Origin of the sequence: Pseudarthrobacter naphthalenicus (genome assembly GCF_029076445.1) — a bacterium.
In the GTDB taxonomy this organism is placed as follows: Bacteria; Actinomycetota; Actinomycetes; order Actinomycetales; family Micrococcaceae; genus Arthrobacter; species Arthrobacter naphthalenicus.
Window position 1 is genome coordinate 83,427 of sequence record NZ_JARESG010000005.1, and the last position, 16,596, is coordinate 100,022.

Here is a 16,596-nt window from a genome sequence, read left to right on the forward strand (position 1 = left end):
TACATATAGTGGTTGCCGCCCCTGTTGTGACGTAAGATGCACTTGTAGGGACAAGTTGCTACTGAGGGAGGCGCCACCGTGTACTGTCCGTTTTGCCGTAATCCGGACTCCCGTGTTGTGGACAGCCGCATGGCGGACGACGGCTCCGCCATCAGGCGGCGCCGGCAGTGCCCCGAGTGCGGGCGCAGGTTCACCACGGTGGAAACCACCAGCCTGTCGGTCATCAAGCGCTCAGGCGTGGGTGAACCATTCAGCCGCAGCAAAGTCATCAACGGCGTCCGTAAAGCGTGCCAGGGCCGGCCGGTGAGCGAGGATGACCTTGCGCTCCTTGCCCAGGAGGTGGAGGAACAGATCCGTGCCTCCGGGGCTGCCGAGATCGAGGCGCACGAAGTGGGCCTTGTGATCCTGGGTCCGCTGCAAAAGCTGGACCAGGTTGCGTACCTGCGTTTCGCCAGCGTGTACCAGGCCTTCGAATCCCTGGAGGACTTCGAGACGGCCATTGCCCTGTTACGGCACGAGTCGGTTGGAGAAACCGTCAGCCCCGCTGCGAAGGCCGCCCGGACCTCGTAGAAGCCCACCGCAGGCGCTGCCCGGTGGCCGAGGAAGACCATGGCCGTTTTACCCCCAGAATTCGCTGAGCCGGTCCGCAAGGAACCTGCCCTGGTTGTGCCCGGCGCGGGCGGCGGCCGGACGCAGTGACGGATCCATCGCCTTGGCGCCAAACAGGTGTTCGGCGTCGCCGGCAGGGAAGACCGTTTCGACTTTGCTCCCGCCTGCGCGCAGCTCCCCGACCTGGGCTGCAAGGTGCAGGCCCCACTCCTTTGGCGTCCGCGCCCTCCCGCCGAAGGGTGAGAGCACCAGCACCCGCCCGCATCCGGCCGCCAGGTCGGCGTTCTCGCTGGATCGCCGGTAGCCGCCGTCGATGTACCGGTTGTCCCCGATGCCGTACGCGAAACCGCTGGCACAGCTGGCAGCGACTGCGTCCACCAGGCTGACTCCGCTGGTGCGGTCGAACACCACAGGTTCGCCGGTATGGGCGTCGACCGCCGTGATGAGCACGCGCTGTTCCGGCCAGCTTTGGCCGGGCAGCCGGGCGGCGACGGTGGCGCGCCACCTCGCTTGCCCGGAGACGTCCGACGCCGATTCCATCCCGAGTGCCGCTGCGCCCATTCTGCGGCGCATGTCAGCCGCGTCCTGTGCTGCGCCGATGAGCCTGTTCGTTCTCTCCAGGTGGTCTGTGACCGGCTTGAGGGGGACGCGGGCGTCGGGGGAGGGGGCGGGTCGGGTCCCTTGCCGGGGAACCTCGGCCAGGATGGCGGCGAGAAGTTCGGCCGGGCCGGCGCCGGCGATCTGGGCCGCGGCTGTCGATCCGGCCGACGTCCCGATGGTCAGCTCTGCGCGGGTCACATCGAGCCCGGCCTCGAACAGGCCGGCGATCACGCCGATCAGCCAGGCGTTCCCGGTGGAGCCTCCGCCGCCGAGGACCAGCGCGCGGTCACCCGCGGCCCCTTCCCGCGGGGAGGCCGCGGCCTGCGCCTGATCCTGGCCGCACTGCGGCCCTGGAGAAGCCGGGGTTGGGTTGATGTGCCGGGTGGAAAAAGGTGTTGTGTTCATGGGAGTCGCCGTTCTCGAATTGCCTGGCGGGCGCTCCCTGAGACGACTACCTCAGTCGTGAAATCCTGGCCGGCAGGGGAGTGCCCATTGCTGATACTGCGTTCATGGGGTCCCACCTCCTGCGATTGGTGACGATTACACGAATATTCGCACAGTAGCTAGGTGTGCGCAATGACGCTGTGCCGCTTCCGGCCGAGCAGGGGGCTACTTGGTTAGCTTATGCTTGACGGCGATTTCGACCGCGGCACCCACAATTCCCGCTTCGTTCTTCAGCTCGGCAGGGACGATGGGGGTGCGCAGCTTCAGGTTCGGCAAGTACTCGTCCGCCCGCTTGGAGATCCCGCCGCCCACAATGAACAGCTCCGGCGAGAAAAGGAACTCGACATGGGAGAAGTAGCGCTGCAGCAGCACGCTGTATTGCTCCCAGCTGAGGCCGTCCCGCTCGCGGGCCACGGCAGAGGCTTTGGTCTCGGCGTCGAAGCCGTCAATTTCCAGGTGGCCCAGCTCGGCGTTCGGGACCAGGTTGCCGTTGAAGATGAAGGCGGATCCGATTCCGGTGCCCAGGGTGATGACCAGGACCGTGCCGTCAACCCCGGCACCGGCGCCGTAGCGCGCCTCAGCGAGTCCGGCGGCGTCGGCGTCGTTGATGACCTCAACCGGACGGCCGAGGCGGGCCGTGAGGAGGGCGTCGATGTCCGTGTTGAGCCAGCTCTTATCCACATTCGCTGCCGAGTGCACCACACCGTGCTGGATGATGCCCGGGAACGTGACACCTACCGGTGATTTGGCGTCCGGGGCCTCGGGCCGGCTGGACAGCTCGGCCACAACCTGTGCCACCACCTCGGCCACGGCCTCCGGGGTGGCGGGCTGCGGAGTGGCGACGCGGAACCTCTCGCCCAGCAGTTTGCCCTTCTTCAAGTCGACGATGCCGCCCTTGATCCCTGTCCCGCCGATGTCGATGCCGATCAGCGGGGATTTTTTGTGCGACTTCTCGTCCTTCTTGGCCAATGTTGTTCCGTTCGTGGCAGGGCGGGCGGGCAGGCCGGGCGGCTGACCGGGTCTGGGGAAAATTAGGGGAGCGTAAGGATTTCGGCGCCGGAGTCCGTTACCAGCAGCGTGTGTTCAAACTGGGCGGTCCGCTTGTGGTCACGGGTGACAACTGTCCAGTCGTCTTCCCACATGTCCCATTCGACGGTGCCGAGGGTGAGCATCGGTTCGATGGTGAACACCATTCCGGGCTCGATCACAGTGCTGTACGCGGGGGCGGCATCGTAGTGCGGAATGATCAGGCCGGTGTGGAAGGCTTCCCCCACGCCGTGGCCCGTGAAGTCCCGCACCACCCCGTAGCCAAAGCGCTTCGCGTAGGACTGGATGGCCCGTCCGATCACGTTGATTTCGCGGCCCGGCGCCACGGCCTTGATGGCGCGGTTCAGCGACTCGTGGGTGCGCTCCACCAGCAGCCGTGATTCGTCGTCGACATCTCCGACCAAAAAAGTGTAGTTGGTATCGCCATGCACGCCGTTGATGAACGCTGTGATGTCGATGTTGATGATGTCGCCGTCCCGGACCACCGTGCTGTCGGGGATGCCATGGCAGATGACCTCGTTAAGCGAGGCGCACAAGGACTTCGGAAATCCCCGGTAGCCCAGGGTGGACGGGTACGCCTTATGGTCCAGCAGGAACTCGTGGCCCACCTTGTCCAGCTGGTCAGTGGTGACTCCCGGCCGGATGTGCTTTCCCACTTCAACAATGGCCTGGGCGGCGATCTTGCTGGCAATCCGGATTTTTTCGACAGTTTCAGCCGACTTGACCTCCGTGCCCGTGAACTTCGCAGGACCGGGCTTGCCCACGTACTCCGGCCGCGGGATGGACGGCGGAACGGGGAGCTGCGGGCTGACGGTTCCCCCGGTCAGGGTTCCGGTAGGTGCAGTGGAGGCAAGGGAAGGCATACATTGATCATATAAGGCACCGCAGAACGCCAAGTAATGGAAGCCCCCAACCTTCGCGCATCTGTTGTTAAGTTACGTGGATCACAGCGGGGATCCTTTAGCCGGAATGAGGAGCATCGATGACTGAGTACTGGTATAACGTGAACACCCACGAGGTGGAAGAGGACGCGCTGTCTGACTGGAGCCAGCTGATTGGCCCCTACAAGACACGCGAAGAGGCGGAACATGCCTTGGAGAAGGTCCGCGCCCGCAACGAAGCCTGGGACAAAGGCGAAGAAGACTGACCGGACCCGCTGGCACCGCAGAGAGGCACGACATGGCTGATATCAAACCTGAATACGCAGGGCAGTGGCGATTCGACCCGGCGCACACGCGCATTGGTTTTTCCACCCGCCATGCCATGGTCACTAAAGTCCGCGGTGCCTTTAACGACTTCGAGGGCACCATCACCGTCGATCCGGATGCCCCCGAACGCTCGGCCGTGCAGCTGACCATCAAGGTCGCGAGCATCGATACCCGTAATGCAGACCGCGACCAGCACCTGCGGACCAACGACTTCTTCGACGCCCCCAACTTTCCGGAAATCACGTTTGTGAGCGACCGGGTCGATCAGGTGGACGAGGGGCACTTTATTGTCAGCGGCAGCGTCACCATCCGGGGCGTTACCCGCGAGGTCTCGATTCCGATCGATTTCATGGGCGTCGAGCGCGATCCCATGGGGAACCTCCGTGCCGGCTTTGAAGGCTCCCGCCGCATCAACCGCCAGGATTTCGGGCTCAAATGGAACACCACGCTGGACTCCGGCGGGGTCCTGGTGTCGGACAAAATCACCCTGGAATTCGAGGTGTCCGCCATCAAGGTGGAGGACGGCTAGAACGAGTGCTCAGGGCCGGGGAACTGTCCGGAGCGGACGTCCTCGCCGTACGCCCGGGCAGCGTCGCCGAGGGTGGTGCGGAGATCGGCGTACTGCTTCACGAACTTCGCCATCCGCCCGCCCCGCAGCCCGGCCATGTCCTGCCACACCAGCACCTGGCCGGTGGTGACGTTGCCGGCTCCGATGCCGACCGTCGGAACGTCGATGGCGGCGTCGACGGCAGCCGCGGTCTCCGCGGGCACCATTTCCATCAGGACACTGAACGCGCCCGCGTCAGCCAGCGCGACGGCGTCGTCAATCAACCTCTGGGCGTCTTCGCCGCGGCCCTGGACCCGGTAGCCGCCCAGCGCGTGCTCACTTTGCGGGGTGAATCCGATGTGGGCCATGACGGGGATTCCCGCCTGTACCATTGCCTGAACGGTTTCCGCGTAGTACTTGCCGCCCTCCATTTTGACCGCGTGGGCCAGGCCTTCCTTGAGGAACCGGACGCCGGTTGCCACGGCCTGCTGGGGGGAGACTTCATAGCTGCCGAACGGCAGGTCCGCCACCACCAGGGCGCGCTTCGCCGAGCGGGCCACCGCCCGGCAGAGCGGGAGGAGTTCATCCACCGTCACCGGCAGGCTCGTTTCGTTGCCGAAGACGTTGTTGGAGGCGGAGTCTCCCACCAGAAGAACCTCAATGCCGGCCTGATCGAAAATCTCGGCACTGTACTGCTCGTAGGCGGTCAGCATGGCAAACCTGGTGCCGTCACGCTTGGCCTGCTGCAGATGGTGGAGGCGGACCCGCGGCGCCGGCTTCGCGGGATCGCCCGACGACGGCGACTGCGCGGCGGCGGGCCCGTTTCCGTAGGGTGCGGGTACTTCAGCGGACGCGCTTGAGCCGGAGCTATTGGTTGTGGCCATGGCAAGAGCGTAGTGCGGCACCGAGGCTCCTAGCCACCTGCCTTCAGCCGGGAAGTGTGTGATACGCCTCATATCAGCCCTGCCGCGTGGGTGGATTTTGCCTCGCGTTGACAGGATCCGGCCCGGTTCCGATGTTAACCCTGTGTTACGGGAGCGGTGGCTCCCGCATCGGGCTGGATTGCTTAGTAAAGTGATGGTGAACTGCTGCCGGCGTCCGCTCTTGCGGACCCGGGGCGTGAACGATGACCGGAGAAGAGGCCCCCATGGACCGCCAGCAAGAGTTTGTCCTGCGCACAATCGAGGAGCGCGACATACGGTTCGTACGTCTGTGGTTCACCGACGTCGTCGGGTCGCTTAAGTCAGTGGCACTGGCGCCGGCAGAAGTTGAGGGTGCCTTCGAAGAAGGGCTCGGCTTCGACGGCTCATCCATCGAGGGCCTGGCCCGGGTCTTCGAATCGGACATGCTGGCACAGCCGGATCCTTCCACCTTCCAGATCCTGCCGTGGCGCGGTGAGACAGAGCAGACCTCCCGGATGTTCTGCGACATCCTGACCCCGGACGGCGAACCGTCCTCCGCCGACCCGCGAAACGTCCTGAAGCGGACCCTGGCGAAGGCCGCGGACATGGGATTCACGTGCTACACGCACCCTGAGATTGAGTTCTACCTGCTGAAGTCGCAGGAGCCCGGCCCTGACGGCTCGCCGGTGCCGGTGGATGAAGGCGGCTACTTTGACCACGTGCCCGGTGGCGTTGCCCAGGACTTCCGCCGCACAGCCGTGACCATGCTGGAGTCGGTGGGCATCTCGGTGGAGTTCAGCCACCACGAGGCCGGGCCCGGCCAGAACGAGATTGACCTCCGCTACGCAGATGCCCTTCAGACGGCGGACAACATCATGACGTTCCGGACCGTCATCAAGGAAGTGGCACTGCAGCAGGGGACCTATGCCACCTTCATGCCCAAGCCCTTCACCGAACACCCGGGGTCCGGCATGCACACCCACTTCTCGCTGTTTGAAGGCGACGCGAACGCATTTTACCAGGCCGGCGCGGAGTTCCAGCTCTCCAAGACGGCGCGCCAGTTCATCGCAGGCATCCTGAAGCACGCCCCGGAGTTCACGGCGGTGACCAACCAGTTCGTCAACTCGTACAAGCGCCTTTGGGGCGGCGGCGAAGCCCCGAGCTACCTGAGCTGGGGTCACAACAACCGGTCCGCGCTGGTCCGCGTACCGCTGTACAAGCCCGGGAAAGGCCAGTCAGCCCGGATCGAATACCGCGGCATCGATTCCGCTGCCAATCCCTACCTCGCCTACGCCGTCCTGCTGGGCGCGGGCCTGAAGGGCATTGAGGAGGGCTACGAACTCCCGCCCGCCGCGGAGGACGACGTCTGGTCGCTGAGCTCGGCTGAACGCCGCGCGATGGGACACGATCCGCTGCCGGCCAGCCTCCATGACGCCATCCGCTCCATGGAGGATTCAGAACTGATGCCGCAGATTCTGGGCGAACAGGTCTTCGAACACTTCCTGCGCAATAAGCGCGCGGAGTGGCAGGACTACCGTCTGCAGGTGACGCCCTACGAACTGCAGCGCAACCTCGGCATCCTTTAGGCGGCCGCGGTGAGCCTCGCCCGCCGCCTGATCTCGGCCGGCTTCAGTGACCTGGAGAAGGGGGAGCGGTTCCTCGCTGCCCCTGAACTGGAAGGGCTGGACCCGGAGCGGCTCTTCGCGGGCCTGCAGATGGCGGCGAACCCGGATGTGGCGCTGCAGTCCCTGGTCCGCCTGATCGAGAAACATCCGGGCCTTCGGGATCTCGCCGCGGCCGACCCGGAGACCAGTGAACCGCTCTACCGGGTTCTGGGTGCCTCGGAGGCGCTGGGCGAATTCCTGATCCGGCATCCGGAACACCTGGTCGCTTTCGAGGTCACGGCCAGTCCGGAGCCGCTGCCGGCGGATCCGGACCAACTGCGGGCAGCACTGCTGGCCTCGGTCCGGGCCGACTCGAGATCGACCAGGCCGCTTGCCGGGATCACGGGCGCCGAGGCGTATGCCGCCCTCCGGACGGCCTACCGCCGCGGCGTGGTGGATCTTGCCATCAAGGACCTGTGCGCCGCCGATCCCTTGGACTTTATGCCCGCCGTCGGCGCTGAACTGGCCGACTTGGCCGGCGCTGCCATCGAAGCCGCGCTGGCAGTTTCCCGGGCGGAAGCCACAGAGAAGTTCAGCGCCGTTGAGGTGGCCGAGGTTGGCTTGGCCGTGATCGGCATGGGCAAGTGCGGAGCCCGCGAACTGAACTACATTTCCGACGTCGACGTTATCTACGTCATTGACGCCGGGGACCTGGAAGATGCCCGCGCCATCACCATTGGCACGGCACTGGCGGCCGGAATCTCCAGGGCGATTTCCTCGGTGGCGCGGGAGCCGGGCCTCTGGGAGGTGGACGCCAACCTCCGGCCCGAGGGGAAGTCCGGACCGCTGGTGCGGACCCTCGCTTCCCACGAGAGCTACTACGCCCGTTGGGCCGAAAGCTGGGAGTTCCAAGCCCTGCTGAAGGCGCGCACCATCGCCGGGGACCGGGAACTTGGTGAACGCTACGAGGACGCGGTGGCCCCCCTGATCTGGAATTCCGCCGGGCGTGAAGGATTTGTTGAGTCGGTCCAGGCGATGCGCCGCCGGGTGACCGAGCACATTCCCGCAGCCGAGGAACAACGCCAGATCAAGCTCGGCCGGGGAGGCCTGCGTGACGTTGAGTTCACGGTTCAGCTGCTCCAGCTGGTGCACGGCAAATCCGACGAGTCGCTCCGCCGCAGGGACACCACCGCTGCCATCGCGGCGCTCTCGGCCGGCGGCTACATTGGCCGGTCCGATGCCGCGGCCTTTGACCAGGCCTACCGTTACCTGCGGCTCCTGGAGCACCGGATCCAACTGTTCCAGCTCCGCCGGACGCATCTTATGCCGGTCAGCGAAACGGCCCTGCGTGCGCTGGCCAAGGCGGTGCTGGGGCCGTTCTCCACGGACCGTCCGCATTCTGATGCGCTCCTCGCCCAGTGGCAGAAAACCAAGAGGTCCGTCCGCGAACTGCACGAACGCATTTTCTACCGCCCGCTGCTGAACACCGCGGCGAAACTCAGCACCGAAGACGCGCGGCTGACGCCGGAGGCGGCCCAGGGACGCCTGGCTGCGCTGGGCTACCTTGACCCCAAGGGAGCCATGCGGCACATCGAGGCCCTGACAGCCGGGGTCAGCCGGCGTGCCGCCCTCCAGCGCCAGTTGTTGCCCATCCTGCTGGACTGGCTCGCCGAGGGCGTGGATCCGGACGCGGGCCTCCTGGCGTTCCGGCGGGTCAGCGAGGCGCTGGGCACCACCCACTGGTATCTCGGGATGCTCCGGGACTCCACGGCCGCTGCGGAGCGGCTGTGCCACGTCCTTTCCAACTCACGCCTGATCGCGGACCTGCTGGAAGTGTCGCCGGAATCGGTGGCCTGGCTGGGCAACGACAAGGACCTCGCGCCGCTGGGCTTCGAAGCCCAGTGGCAGGAGATCACCGCCAAAATGTCGCGGCACTCCGACCCCGAAAATGCGATGCGCCTGATCCGGCTGATACGGCGCCGCGAGATCCTGCGGATCGCGATCGCGGATTCGGCCGGGCTGCTCAACCAGGATCAGGTCGGCTCAGCCCTCGCGGACACGGACCGGGCGGCCGTCCTGGGTGCGTTGCGGGTGGCCGAAGGTATCGTCTCCGCGAAAGGTCCGCTCAAGACCGCCATGCTGATTGTTGCCATGGGCCGGCAGGGCGGACGCGAGATCGGCTACGGCTCGGATGCCGACGTGATGTACGTGCACCGGGCCCTGCCCGGCTACTCGGACGAGGAAGCCCAGGAACAGGCGGCCAGGATCGTCTCCAGGGTCTCCAGCCTCCTGACGCAGCCGCTGAAGCCGGCCATCATGGCCGAACGGGTCCTGCAGATGGATGCCGACCTCCGCCCGGAGGGGAAAAACGGCGCCATGGTGCGTTCCCTCGATTCCTTCGCCGAATACTACCGACGGTGGTCCCTGATCTGGGAGGCACAGGCGCTGCTGCGGGCACGGCCCATGGCCGGAGACGATGATCTGGCCCGCGATTTTGTGGCCCTCATCGACCCGATCAGATACCCGGAGAATATTTCGGAGCACGACGTCCGTGAAGTGCGCCGGGTCAAGGCCCGCGTCGAAGCCGAGCGGCTGCCGCGCGGGGCGGATCCGGCCCGCCATCTGAAACTGGGGCGCGGGGGACTGAGCGACGTCGAATGGCTGGTTCAGCTCCTCCAGCTCCAGCACGCGGGCAAACACGATGAACTGCGGACCACCTCGACGGTGGAGGCGCTGGACGCGGCCGCGTCCCTGGACCTGCTTTCCGCGGCTGATGCGAAGCTCCTCGCCGACGCGTGGCGGCTGGCCAGCCGGATCCGTTCCGCCAACGTGATTTGGACCGGACGGGCTTCGGATCTGCTGCCGTCCTCACGCCGGGACCTTGAAGCGGTGGCCCGCTGGTGCGGCTACCAACCCGGCCACGCGGCGGCACTGGAGGAGGACTACCTGCGCCTGAGCCGGCGGGCCCGTGCCGTCTTCGAGCGGGTTTTCTACGGCCATTAGGGACCGGACACGTCCCCGGGGTGCGGGCAGGAAGCGCGGCGGCGACGGCTGCCGCCAAATGCGGATAACCTCTAAAGGTTAGTTTGCCGGTCCAGAAACCGGCTGCCGCACTTACCAAGGGGTTGTTAGAACTTGTCCAGACTCCAGCAGACCGGGGCCACCCGTCACCGGCGAGCCACGGTCATCGGAGCGTTGCTGGCGTTTGCCGCGATGATCTTCGGTGCCGTCGGCGCCGCAGCCGCGCCGGCAGACGCAACCGCGGCCTCCATCGGGTCCGCCCCCTCCGCCATACCGTCAAGCCTCGCGGGCAAGACCTTCGTCATCGGCACGGACACCACCTTTGCCCCGTTCGAGTTCCGGGATGCGGGAGGTGAACTGACCGGCATCGACATGGACATCATCCGTGAGATCGCGAAGAAGCAGGGATTCGCCGTCGAGATCAAGTCGCTGGGCTTCAACGCGGCCCTCCAGGCGCTCTCCTCCAACCAGGTGGACGGCGTGATCGCGGGCATGTCCATCACGGAGCCGCGCAAACAGATTTACGATTTCTCCGACCCCTACTTCGAGTCGGGCGTTCAGATGGCCGTTGCCAAGTCCAACTCGGACATCAAGGCTTACGAGGACCTCCGGGGTAAGACGGTCACGGCCAAGACGGGAAGCGAGGGCGAAACCTTCGCCAAGTCCATCGCGGACAAATACGGCTTCACCGTCAAGTCACTGGACCAGTCCGCCACCATGTACGAGCTGGTCAAGTCCGGGAATGCCGTGGCTGTTTTCGATGACTACCCGGTCCTGGCGTACGGCATCAGTCAGAACAACGGGCTGAAGTCCGTGACCGAGAAGGAAAAGGGCGGCTCCTACGGCTTCGCCGTCAACAAGGGCCAGAACCCGGAGCTGCTTCAGGCGTTCAACACCGGCCTGGGCGATCTGAAGTCCACCGGGAAGTACCAGGAAATCCTGGATAAGTACCTCAAAGATCCCACCCAGGCCACTCCCTCCAGCTTCTGGGACCTGCTGGTCAACAGCTTCCCCGCGCTGATGAAGGGCCTGGGCAATACGGTTCTGGTGACTGCGATTTCCTTCGCCATCGCCATGCTGATCGGTCTGTTCATGGGCTTCCTGAAGATCTCCACCAGCACACTGCTCCGTGGCGTTGCGACGACCTTCGTCAGCGTCTTCCGCGGGACCCCGTTGCTGGTATGGGCGTTCTTCTTCTACTTTGGCATCCCGCAACTCACCGGCCAGCCGATCGACATCTGGGTGGCGGGTGTGTTGACCCTGAGCCTGAACTCCGGTGCGTACATCACCGAAATCGTCCGCGGATCCATCCAGTCGGTGGACCCGGGCCAGCTCGAGGCCAGCCGCAGCCTGGGCCTGGGCTACGCCAAGTCCATGCAGAAAGTTGTGGTTCCGCAGGCTTTCAAGATCATGACGCCTTCCCTGATCAACCAGCTGATCATCATGCTCAAGGACAGCTCCCTGCTGCTCGCCATCGGCTTCGCGGAACTTCTCTACCAGGGCCAGCAGATCTACGCGGGCAACTTCCGGATCACCGAGACACTGCTGATTGTCGCTGTCCTGTACTTCGTGGTGATCATGCTCCTGACCAAACTGGCCAACGTTGCAGATAAGAGGTTCAACAAATGAGCACAGCAGTAACTGAGCGCAGCAAGATCTCGGTCAGGGACCTCAAAAAGTCTTTCGGGGCGCATGAGGTCCTCAAGGGCATCAACGCGGAGGTGGCGGAGGGCGAAGTCGTCTGTGTCATCGGTCCTTCCGGCTCCGGCAAGTCCACTTTCCTGCGGTGCCTGAACAAGCTCGAGGACATCACAGCCGGCCACGTCACCGTGGATGGCTTCGACGTGTCGGATCCCAAAGTGGACATCAACGAGGTCCGGCGGCACATCGGCATGGTCTTCCAGCACTTCAACCTGTTTCCGCACATGTCGGTCATTGAGAACATCATGCTGGCTCCGGTGGAATCGAAGAAGCAGGGCAAGGCCGAGGCCCGGGACAGCGCTCTGAAGCTGCTGGAACGCGTCGGCCTCGCCGAGAAGGCCGATGCCCGCCCGGCGTCGCTGTCCGGCGGCCAGAAGCAGCGGGTCGCGATTGCCCGGGCCCTGGCCATGAACCCGGACATCATGCTTTTCGATGAAGCCACCTCCGCACTGGACCCCGAGATGGTGGGCGAGGTGCTGCAGGTCATCAAAGACCTGGCCGGCGAAGGCATGACCATGGTCCTGGTCACGCACGAAATGGGTTTCGCCCGCGAGGTCGCTGACCGGGTGCTCTTTATGGCGGACGGTGTGATCTGCGAGCAGGGAAAGCCGGAGCAGCTGTTCGGAAACCCGCAACAGCAGCGGACCCAGGACTTCCTGTCCAAGGTGCTTTGATCCGGAGATGCCTGAAAGCGTGTGGCTGTTGCCGCTGAAGGATGTCGACGACGACGCTCGTGCCGTGAAGCTGGGGGAGATAGCCGAACTGGACGTCACTGCCTCCCAGCGGCGGTTTGTGGATGACCCGCTGCGCATGGCGCTGGCCGGCCTGGCAGAGGCCGGCCGGCATCCTTTCGCGATCGACTCCAACGGGCTTGCCGTCGGCGTCCTGACGCTGCAGGCCGGTGCCGCCCGGCTGGCCGGCTGGCCGGATAGCGACTCCGCCTGGTTGTTGAGGGGGTTCGCGATCGACCGGCGCCGGCAGGGGAGGGGACTGGGACAGCTCGCGGCTGCCGCGGCGGTGGAGGCCGCCGCGAAACTGACGGCGAAGCACGCAGGCGGCGAGACCGGCGTCGTTCTTTCGGTCAATGAAGCCAACCCGGCGGGTCTGGCCGCCTACCGCAAGGCCGGATTCACCGACCACGGCCAGTATCTCGGCGGAAGTTCCGGGCCCCAGCGGATCATGTTCCGCGCGTTTACGGGGTAATTCGACCAGACACGCAGCCACAGGATTGCCTCCGGGCGAACATTGACCCATCATGTGGGTGGCGGTGTTCTTCAGTCCTTGTTGGGGGGAAGGCTTGAAAAGTCTTCGTCCGGGGGAGCACATGTCAGGGGGCTGGCTCTTGGTCTCAGCACGTCTGGAGCCAGCCTCCACCTTGCGCGGCTCTGCCAGATGCAAAAAGTCCGCCCGGACGGCTCAGCATGGCTGCTGGCCGTCCGGGCGGACTTATCAGGACTGAGTGTGTCAGCCCTGCGGTGTGCTAGACGCCGTAGTAGAGCTCGAACTCGTACGGGTTCGGGCGCAGGGACAGCGGGCGGATCTCGTACTCGTACTTGTACTCGATCCAGGTGTCGATCAGGTCCTGGGTGAACACGCCACCGGCCTGCAGGAACTCGTTGTCCTCGCTCAGTGCCTCGAGGGCTTCCTCCAGCGTTCCGGGAGCCTTGGGGATGTCCTTGGCTTCCTCGGCGGGGAGCTCGTAGAGGTCCTTGTCGATGGGGGCAGGCGGTTCGATGCGGTTGCGGATGCCGTCGATGCCGGCCATCAGCTGGGCAGCGAAAGCCAGGTACGGGTTGGAGGACGGGTCCGGAGCGCGGAACTCGATGCGCTTGGCCTTCGGGTTGGAACCCGTGATGGGGATACGGATGCCGGCGGAACGGTTGCCCTGCGAGTAAACCATGTTGACCGGGGCTTCGAAGCCCTTAACCAGGCGGCGGTAGGAGTTGACCGTCGGGTTGGTGAACGCCAGCACTGCCGAGGAGTGCTTCAGCAGGCCGCCGATGTACCAGCGGGCAGTGTCGGACAGGCCGGCGTAGCCCTTTTCGTCGTAGAACAGCGGTTCGCCGTTGGTCCACAGCGACTGGTGGCAGTGCATGCCCGAACCGTTGTCGCCGAAGACCGGCTTCGGCATGAACGTCACGGACTTGCCCCAGGCGTCCGCGGTGTTCTTGATGACGTACTTGAACTTCTGCAGGTCATCAGCCGCGTGGGTCAGGGTGGTGAACTTGTAGTTGATTTCAGCCTGGCCGGCGGAGCCTACCTCGTGGTGGCTGCGTTCAACCTCAAGGCCGGCCTCGTCCAGGGCAACGCACATGGCGTCGCGCAGGTCGGCCTGCTTGTCGGTGGGGGAAACCGGGAAGTAGCCGCCCTTGACGGGAGTCTTGTAGCCGAGGTTGCCGCCTTCTTCTTCGCGGCCGGAGTTCCAGTGCGCTTCTTCCGAGTCGATCTTGTAGAAGCTGCCCTCGGGCGAGGACTGGTACTGAACGTTGTCGAAGACGAAGAATTCGGCTTCGGGAGCGAAGAACGCGGTGTCCGCAATGCCGGTGGAGGCCAGGTACGCCTCAGCCTTCTCGGCCACGCCGCGGGGGTCGCGGTGGTACGGGTCACCGGTGCGCGGGTTCACGATGGAGAAGTTCAGCGCCAGGGTCTTTTCCATGCGGAAGGTGTCCAGGAATGCGGTGGTGACGTCCGGGATCAGCTGCATGTCGGATTCGGCGATGCCCTGGAATCCGCGAATGGAGGAACCATCGAAGAGCTGGCCGTTGACGAAGAAGTCAGCGTCAACACTCTTGGCTGGCACATTGAAGTGCTGCTGGACGCCGGGGAGGTCGGTGAAGCGGATATCGACGAATTTAACATCCTCGTCCTTGATGAACTTGAGGACTTCGTCCGCATTCTTGAACATCTATGCTCCTATCGCATATGTAAAATCTGGCTGCAAGCCGTCTGGTCCAGCGCAATCCGAAAGGCAGGGAAACAGCGTTTCCCTGCTCGGGCTATTGCTTGAAACTGCTACCAACCTTATGGACATGTCATTTCCCGACAGTGTCCGCATTGTTTCGGGCAGGTTACAGAATGCCCTGCCCTGGCAACGCTATCGACTGACCACACTGCGGTCCAGCGGATTCCACGCAGTGAACGGTGACGAGCCGGTAGGATTGGACAGTGGTAGATCGCAACGACATTGGCTCCTGGCTGACCGGACCGGACACTTCGGGCATTTCCAAATACCCGGGGGAGCGGTTGGGGCTACCCGAGTCCGGGCCTGGTTCAATCGCCCGCGCGGGACGCCGCATCGTCGCCATCATGCTCGACTGGGGCATTGCACTGTTGATCAGCAATTTTGCCTTTGCCGGCGACTCCTGGGCTACCCTTTTCGTCTTTGCCGTGGAGCAGACTCTGCTCGTGGGCACGCTTGGGTACAGCATTGGCCACCGGATAGTTGGCATCCACGTTCTTCGGCTGGGCGGCGCTCCGGCGGGACCCTTGGCCGCGCTGGTCCGGGCGGTGCTCCTGTGCCTGGTCATCCCGGCCGTCATCTTTGATCCGGACCACCGTGGCCTGCATGACAAAGCCATGAACACGGTCCTGGTGCGGCGCTAGTTCCACGCCCCGGCGTGTTCCTACACCCCGGCGGTTTCCTTGACGGCTGACGTGCGTGCCGTGTTGTCCGTGAGGTGACCGCGCTTCCCGGCCCAGCGCTCGAAGGCGATGGTAGCGAACGGGAAAACGGCTGAAACGCCTGCAAACAGCGCCACCGGGAACGGCCAGCGCTGGAGCCGCCACAACGTAAGGGCAGCGACCCCGTAGCCCACGAACAGTGCGCCGTGAATCGGTCCGGCGATTTCCACCCCCAGTTCGCTGGTTTTGGCGACCCATTTGAAGTACATGCCAATGAGCAGGGCAGCCCAACTGAAAGCCTCAGCCACCGCCAGGATCCGGAAGGTACGGATAACGACAGTCTTCAGCGGGATTTGCATGGGTTCTCCGATCTCAGGATGTGTTGGCGCGACGGTTGGCGCGCAAAAAAATGCCGCCCCGGTACCAGCCTGAGCCGGAACCGGGGCGGTTCTAGGTTCTTAGCGTCCGCGGTTGGGGCGCGCCTTGTACGGGTCGATGCCCTTGGGGATGGGCAGACGGTTGCCCAGCGACGAGATGCGCTTGGACACCGCGTTCACCTCAAGCTTTGTGAGTTCGTTCTTCAGCTTGCCCATCTTCCTGGCCACCTGGCTGATGGGAACCTGGCCCTCGCCACGGCCGCTCTCGATCACGTGAACGGTGACATTCGGGAGGATGCGCGCCAGGCGTTTGCGTTCCGCGTCGAGCAGCGGCTTGACACGGACGGAGGGGCCTTCGCTGACCAGGACGACGCCGGGACGGCCGATCGCGCGGAAGACGGCGTCCTGGGTGCGCGGATTGACCGCAACGGGCTGGTCTTCGGTGACCCAGCCACGCTTCAGCGTGCCCAAGGCAGCGCCGGACGCGCCGGGCTGGTTCTCGATCTGAGCGAACGCCGCGCGCTCGGCCCGTCGGGACAGGATCAAGGTCGCGCCGAGGAGCCCGAGCGGAATGCCGATCAGCAGGCCCGTGATCCAGTTCTCCAGCCAAAAGCCCACCAAAAGGCTAACGGCCACCACACCGAGGAACACCAGCAGCATCAGCCACGGAACCATGGGGTCGTGGCGGCGGGTCATGTTGAAGACCTCGCCGATCTGCTTCAGACGGCTGGGCTTCTTGACCTTCGCTTCTTTCGGCTTGCGCGAGAAGAGGCCACGCTTCGGGGCGCCGTCGGCCGCCGGGGCAGTGTTACTGGAATCAGGGGATTTCGCCATAGTGCCTCAATTCTACGTGATTTATGCCTGAGGGCCGGACGCCGGAAGTTGTCCGGTGCCGGCCCTCAGGGCACAACAAAC

16 protein-coding genes are annotated in these 16,596 nt (G+C 64.6%); 9 read left to right on the top strand and 7 right to left on the bottom strand.

Translation table 11 applies throughout. The features are described from left to right. Positions 1-78: 78 nt before the first annotated feature. Positions 79-570, top strand: a complete 492-nt coding sequence (nrdR, locus tag PY310_RS06750; protein WP_275213573.1) for a transcriptional regulator NrdR — start codon at positions 79-81, stop codon at positions 568-570. Positions 571-618: 48 nt separating this feature from the next. Here nrdR and PY310_RS06755 read toward each other — a convergent pair whose 3' ends face one another. From PY310_RS06755 to map, 3 genes are all read right to left on the bottom strand, one after another. Next, positions 619-1,614, bottom strand: coding sequence for a patatin-like phospholipase family protein (locus tag PY310_RS06755; RefSeq protein ID WP_275213574.1), 996 nt, complete (start codon positions 1,612-1,614; stop codon positions 619-621). 204 nt (positions 1,615-1,818) lie between these two features. Continuing rightward, positions 1,819-2,622 carry a polyphosphate--glucose phosphotransferase gene (gene ppgK, locus PY310_RS06760; protein ID WP_275213576.1) on the bottom strand — a complete coding sequence of 268 codons (804 nt, stop codon included), beginning with the start codon at positions 2,620-2,622 and terminating at the stop codon, positions 1,819-1,821. A gap of 62 nt (positions 2,623-2,684) precedes the next feature. Then, on the bottom strand, positions 2,685-3,563 hold the full coding sequence (gene map / locus PY310_RS06765; protein ID WP_275213577.1) for a type I methionyl aminopeptidase: 879 nt from the start codon (positions 3,561-3,563) through the stop codon (positions 2,685-2,687). Between the two features lie 119 nt (positions 3,564-3,682). Between map and PY310_RS06770 the strand changes: the two genes are divergently transcribed. Then, complete coding sequence (locus PY310_RS06770; RefSeq protein ID WP_255768462.1) at positions 3,683-3,847, top strand: SPOR domain-containing protein; 165 nt, start codon at positions 3,683-3,685, stop codon at positions 3,845-3,847. Between the two features lie 32 nt (positions 3,848-3,879). After that, entirely contained in the window at positions 3,880-4,437 is a 558-nt protein-coding gene (locus PY310_RS06775) for a YceI family protein (RefSeq protein ID WP_275213578.1), read from the top strand. Here PY310_RS06775 and panB read toward each other — a convergent pair. Then, a complete protein-coding gene (gene panB, locus PY310_RS06780) occupies positions 4,434-5,339 on the bottom strand; it encodes a 3-methyl-2-oxobutanoate hydroxymethyltransferase (protein WP_275213579.1) in 906 nt (301 codons plus the stop codon). The genes PY310_RS06775 and panB overlap by 4 nt on opposite strands. A gap of 263 nt (positions 5,340-5,602) precedes the next feature. Between panB and glnA (PY310_RS06785) the strand changes: the two genes are divergently transcribed. The 5 genes from glnA (PY310_RS06785) to PY310_RS06805 all read left to right on the top strand — a co-directional run bounded on the left by glnA (PY310_RS06785) (position 5,603) and on the right by PY310_RS06805 (position 12,886). Then, positions 5,603-6,943, top strand: a complete 1,341-nt coding sequence (glnA, locus tag PY310_RS06785; RefSeq protein WP_275213581.1) for a type I glutamate--ammonia ligase — start codon at positions 5,603-5,605, stop codon at positions 6,941-6,943. A 9-nt stretch (positions 6,944-6,952) separates the two neighbouring features. Next, positions 6,953-9,964 (top strand): bifunctional [glutamine synthetase] adenylyltransferase/[glutamine synthetase]-adenylyl-L-tyrosine phosphorylase, encoded by a 3,012-nt coding sequence (locus PY310_RS06790; RefSeq protein WP_275213582.1) that lies wholly within the window; start codon positions 6,953-6,955, stop codon positions 9,962-9,964. A 210-nt stretch (positions 9,965-10,174) separates the two neighbouring features. Further along, entirely contained in the window at positions 10,175-11,611 is a 1,437-nt protein-coding gene (locus tag PY310_RS06795) for an amino acid ABC transporter substrate-binding protein/permease (RefSeq protein ID WP_275213726.1), read from the top strand. Then, complete coding sequence (locus tag PY310_RS06800; RefSeq protein WP_275213583.1) at positions 11,608-12,357, top strand: amino acid ABC transporter ATP-binding protein; 750 nt, start codon at positions 11,608-11,610, stop codon at positions 12,355-12,357. Before PY310_RS06795 ends, PY310_RS06800 begins: the two co-directional genes overlap by 4 nt. A gap of 7 nt (positions 12,358-12,364) precedes the next feature. Further along, complete coding sequence (locus tag PY310_RS06805; RefSeq protein ID WP_275213584.1) at positions 12,365-12,886, top strand: GNAT family N-acetyltransferase; 522 nt, start codon at positions 12,365-12,367, stop codon at positions 12,884-12,886. Between the two features lie 277 nt (positions 12,887-13,163). On the opposite strand, the gene glnA (PY310_RS06810) is transcribed toward PY310_RS06805, so the two are convergent. After that, positions 13,164-14,588, bottom strand: a complete 1,425-nt coding sequence (gene glnA / locus PY310_RS06810; protein WP_275213585.1) for a type I glutamate--ammonia ligase — start codon at positions 14,586-14,588, stop codon at positions 13,164-13,166. A 260-nt stretch (positions 14,589-14,848) separates the two neighbouring features. Here glnA (PY310_RS06810) and PY310_RS06815 point away from each other — a divergent pair, with 260 nt between their 5' ends. Next, positions 14,849-15,286 carry an RDD family protein gene (locus PY310_RS06815; RefSeq protein WP_275213586.1) on the top strand — a complete coding sequence of 146 codons (438 nt, stop codon included), beginning with the start codon at positions 14,849-14,851 and terminating at the stop codon, positions 15,284-15,286. A 20-nt stretch (positions 15,287-15,306) separates the two neighbouring features. Here PY310_RS06815 and PY310_RS06820 read toward each other — a convergent pair whose 3' ends face one another. Further along, positions 15,307-15,663: a DUF3817 domain-containing protein gene (locus PY310_RS06820; protein WP_275213587.1), complete on the bottom strand. Its 357-nt coding sequence runs from the start codon at positions 15,661-15,663 to the stop codon at positions 15,307-15,309. 99 nt (positions 15,664-15,762) lie between these two features. Then, complete coding sequence (locus PY310_RS06825) at positions 15,763-16,515, bottom strand: DUF4191 domain-containing protein (RefSeq protein WP_275213588.1); 753 nt, start codon at positions 16,513-16,515, stop codon at positions 15,763-15,765. Positions 16,516-16,596: the final 81 nt, after the last annotated feature.

Excerpts from the sequence above, each read along its gene's own strand:
- PY310_RS06795 (WP_275213726.1), top strand. The coding sequence starts at position 10,175 with ATGATCTTCGGTGCCGTCGGCGCCGCAGCCGCGCCGGCAGACGCAACC.
- PY310_RS06825 (WP_275213588.1), bottom strand. The coding sequence starts at position 16,515 with ATGGCGAAATCCCCTGATTCCAGTAACACTGCCCCGGCGGCCGACGGC.
- PY310_RS06775 (WP_275213578.1), top strand. The coding sequence starts at position 3,880 with ATGGCTGATATCAAACCTGAATACGCAGGGCAGTGGCGATTCGACCCG.
- panB (WP_275213579.1), bottom strand. The coding sequence starts at position 5,339 with ATGGCCACAACCAATAGCTCCGGCTCAAGCGCGTCCGCTGAAGTACCC.
- glnA (WP_275213581.1), top strand. The coding sequence starts at position 5,603 with ATGGACCGCCAGCAAGAGTTTGTCCTGCGCACAATCGAGGAGCGCGAC.
- PY310_RS06800 (WP_275213583.1), top strand. The coding sequence starts at position 11,608 with ATGAGCACAGCAGTAACTGAGCGCAGCAAGATCTCGGTCAGGGACCTC.
- glnA (WP_275213585.1), bottom strand. The coding sequence starts at position 14,588 with ATGTTCAAGAATGCGGACGAAGTCCTCAAGTTCATCAAGGACGAGGAT.
- PY310_RS06770 (WP_255768462.1), top strand. The coding sequence starts at position 3,683 with ATGACTGAGTACTGGTATAACGTGAACACCCACGAGGTGGAAGAGGAC.
- PY310_RS06820 (WP_275213587.1), bottom strand. The coding sequence starts at position 15,663 with ATGCAAATCCCGCTGAAGACTGTCGTTATCCGTACCTTCCGGATCCTG.
- PY310_RS06755 (WP_275213574.1), bottom strand. The coding sequence starts at position 1,614 with ATGAACACAACACCTTTTTCCACCCGGCACATCAACCCAACCCCGGCT.
- PY310_RS06805 (WP_275213584.1), top strand. The coding sequence starts at position 12,365 with ATGCCTGAAAGCGTGTGGCTGTTGCCGCTGAAGGATGTCGACGACGAC.
- map (WP_275213577.1), bottom strand. The coding sequence starts at position 3,563 with ATGCCTTCCCTTGCCTCCACTGCACCTACCGGAACCCTGACCGGGGGA.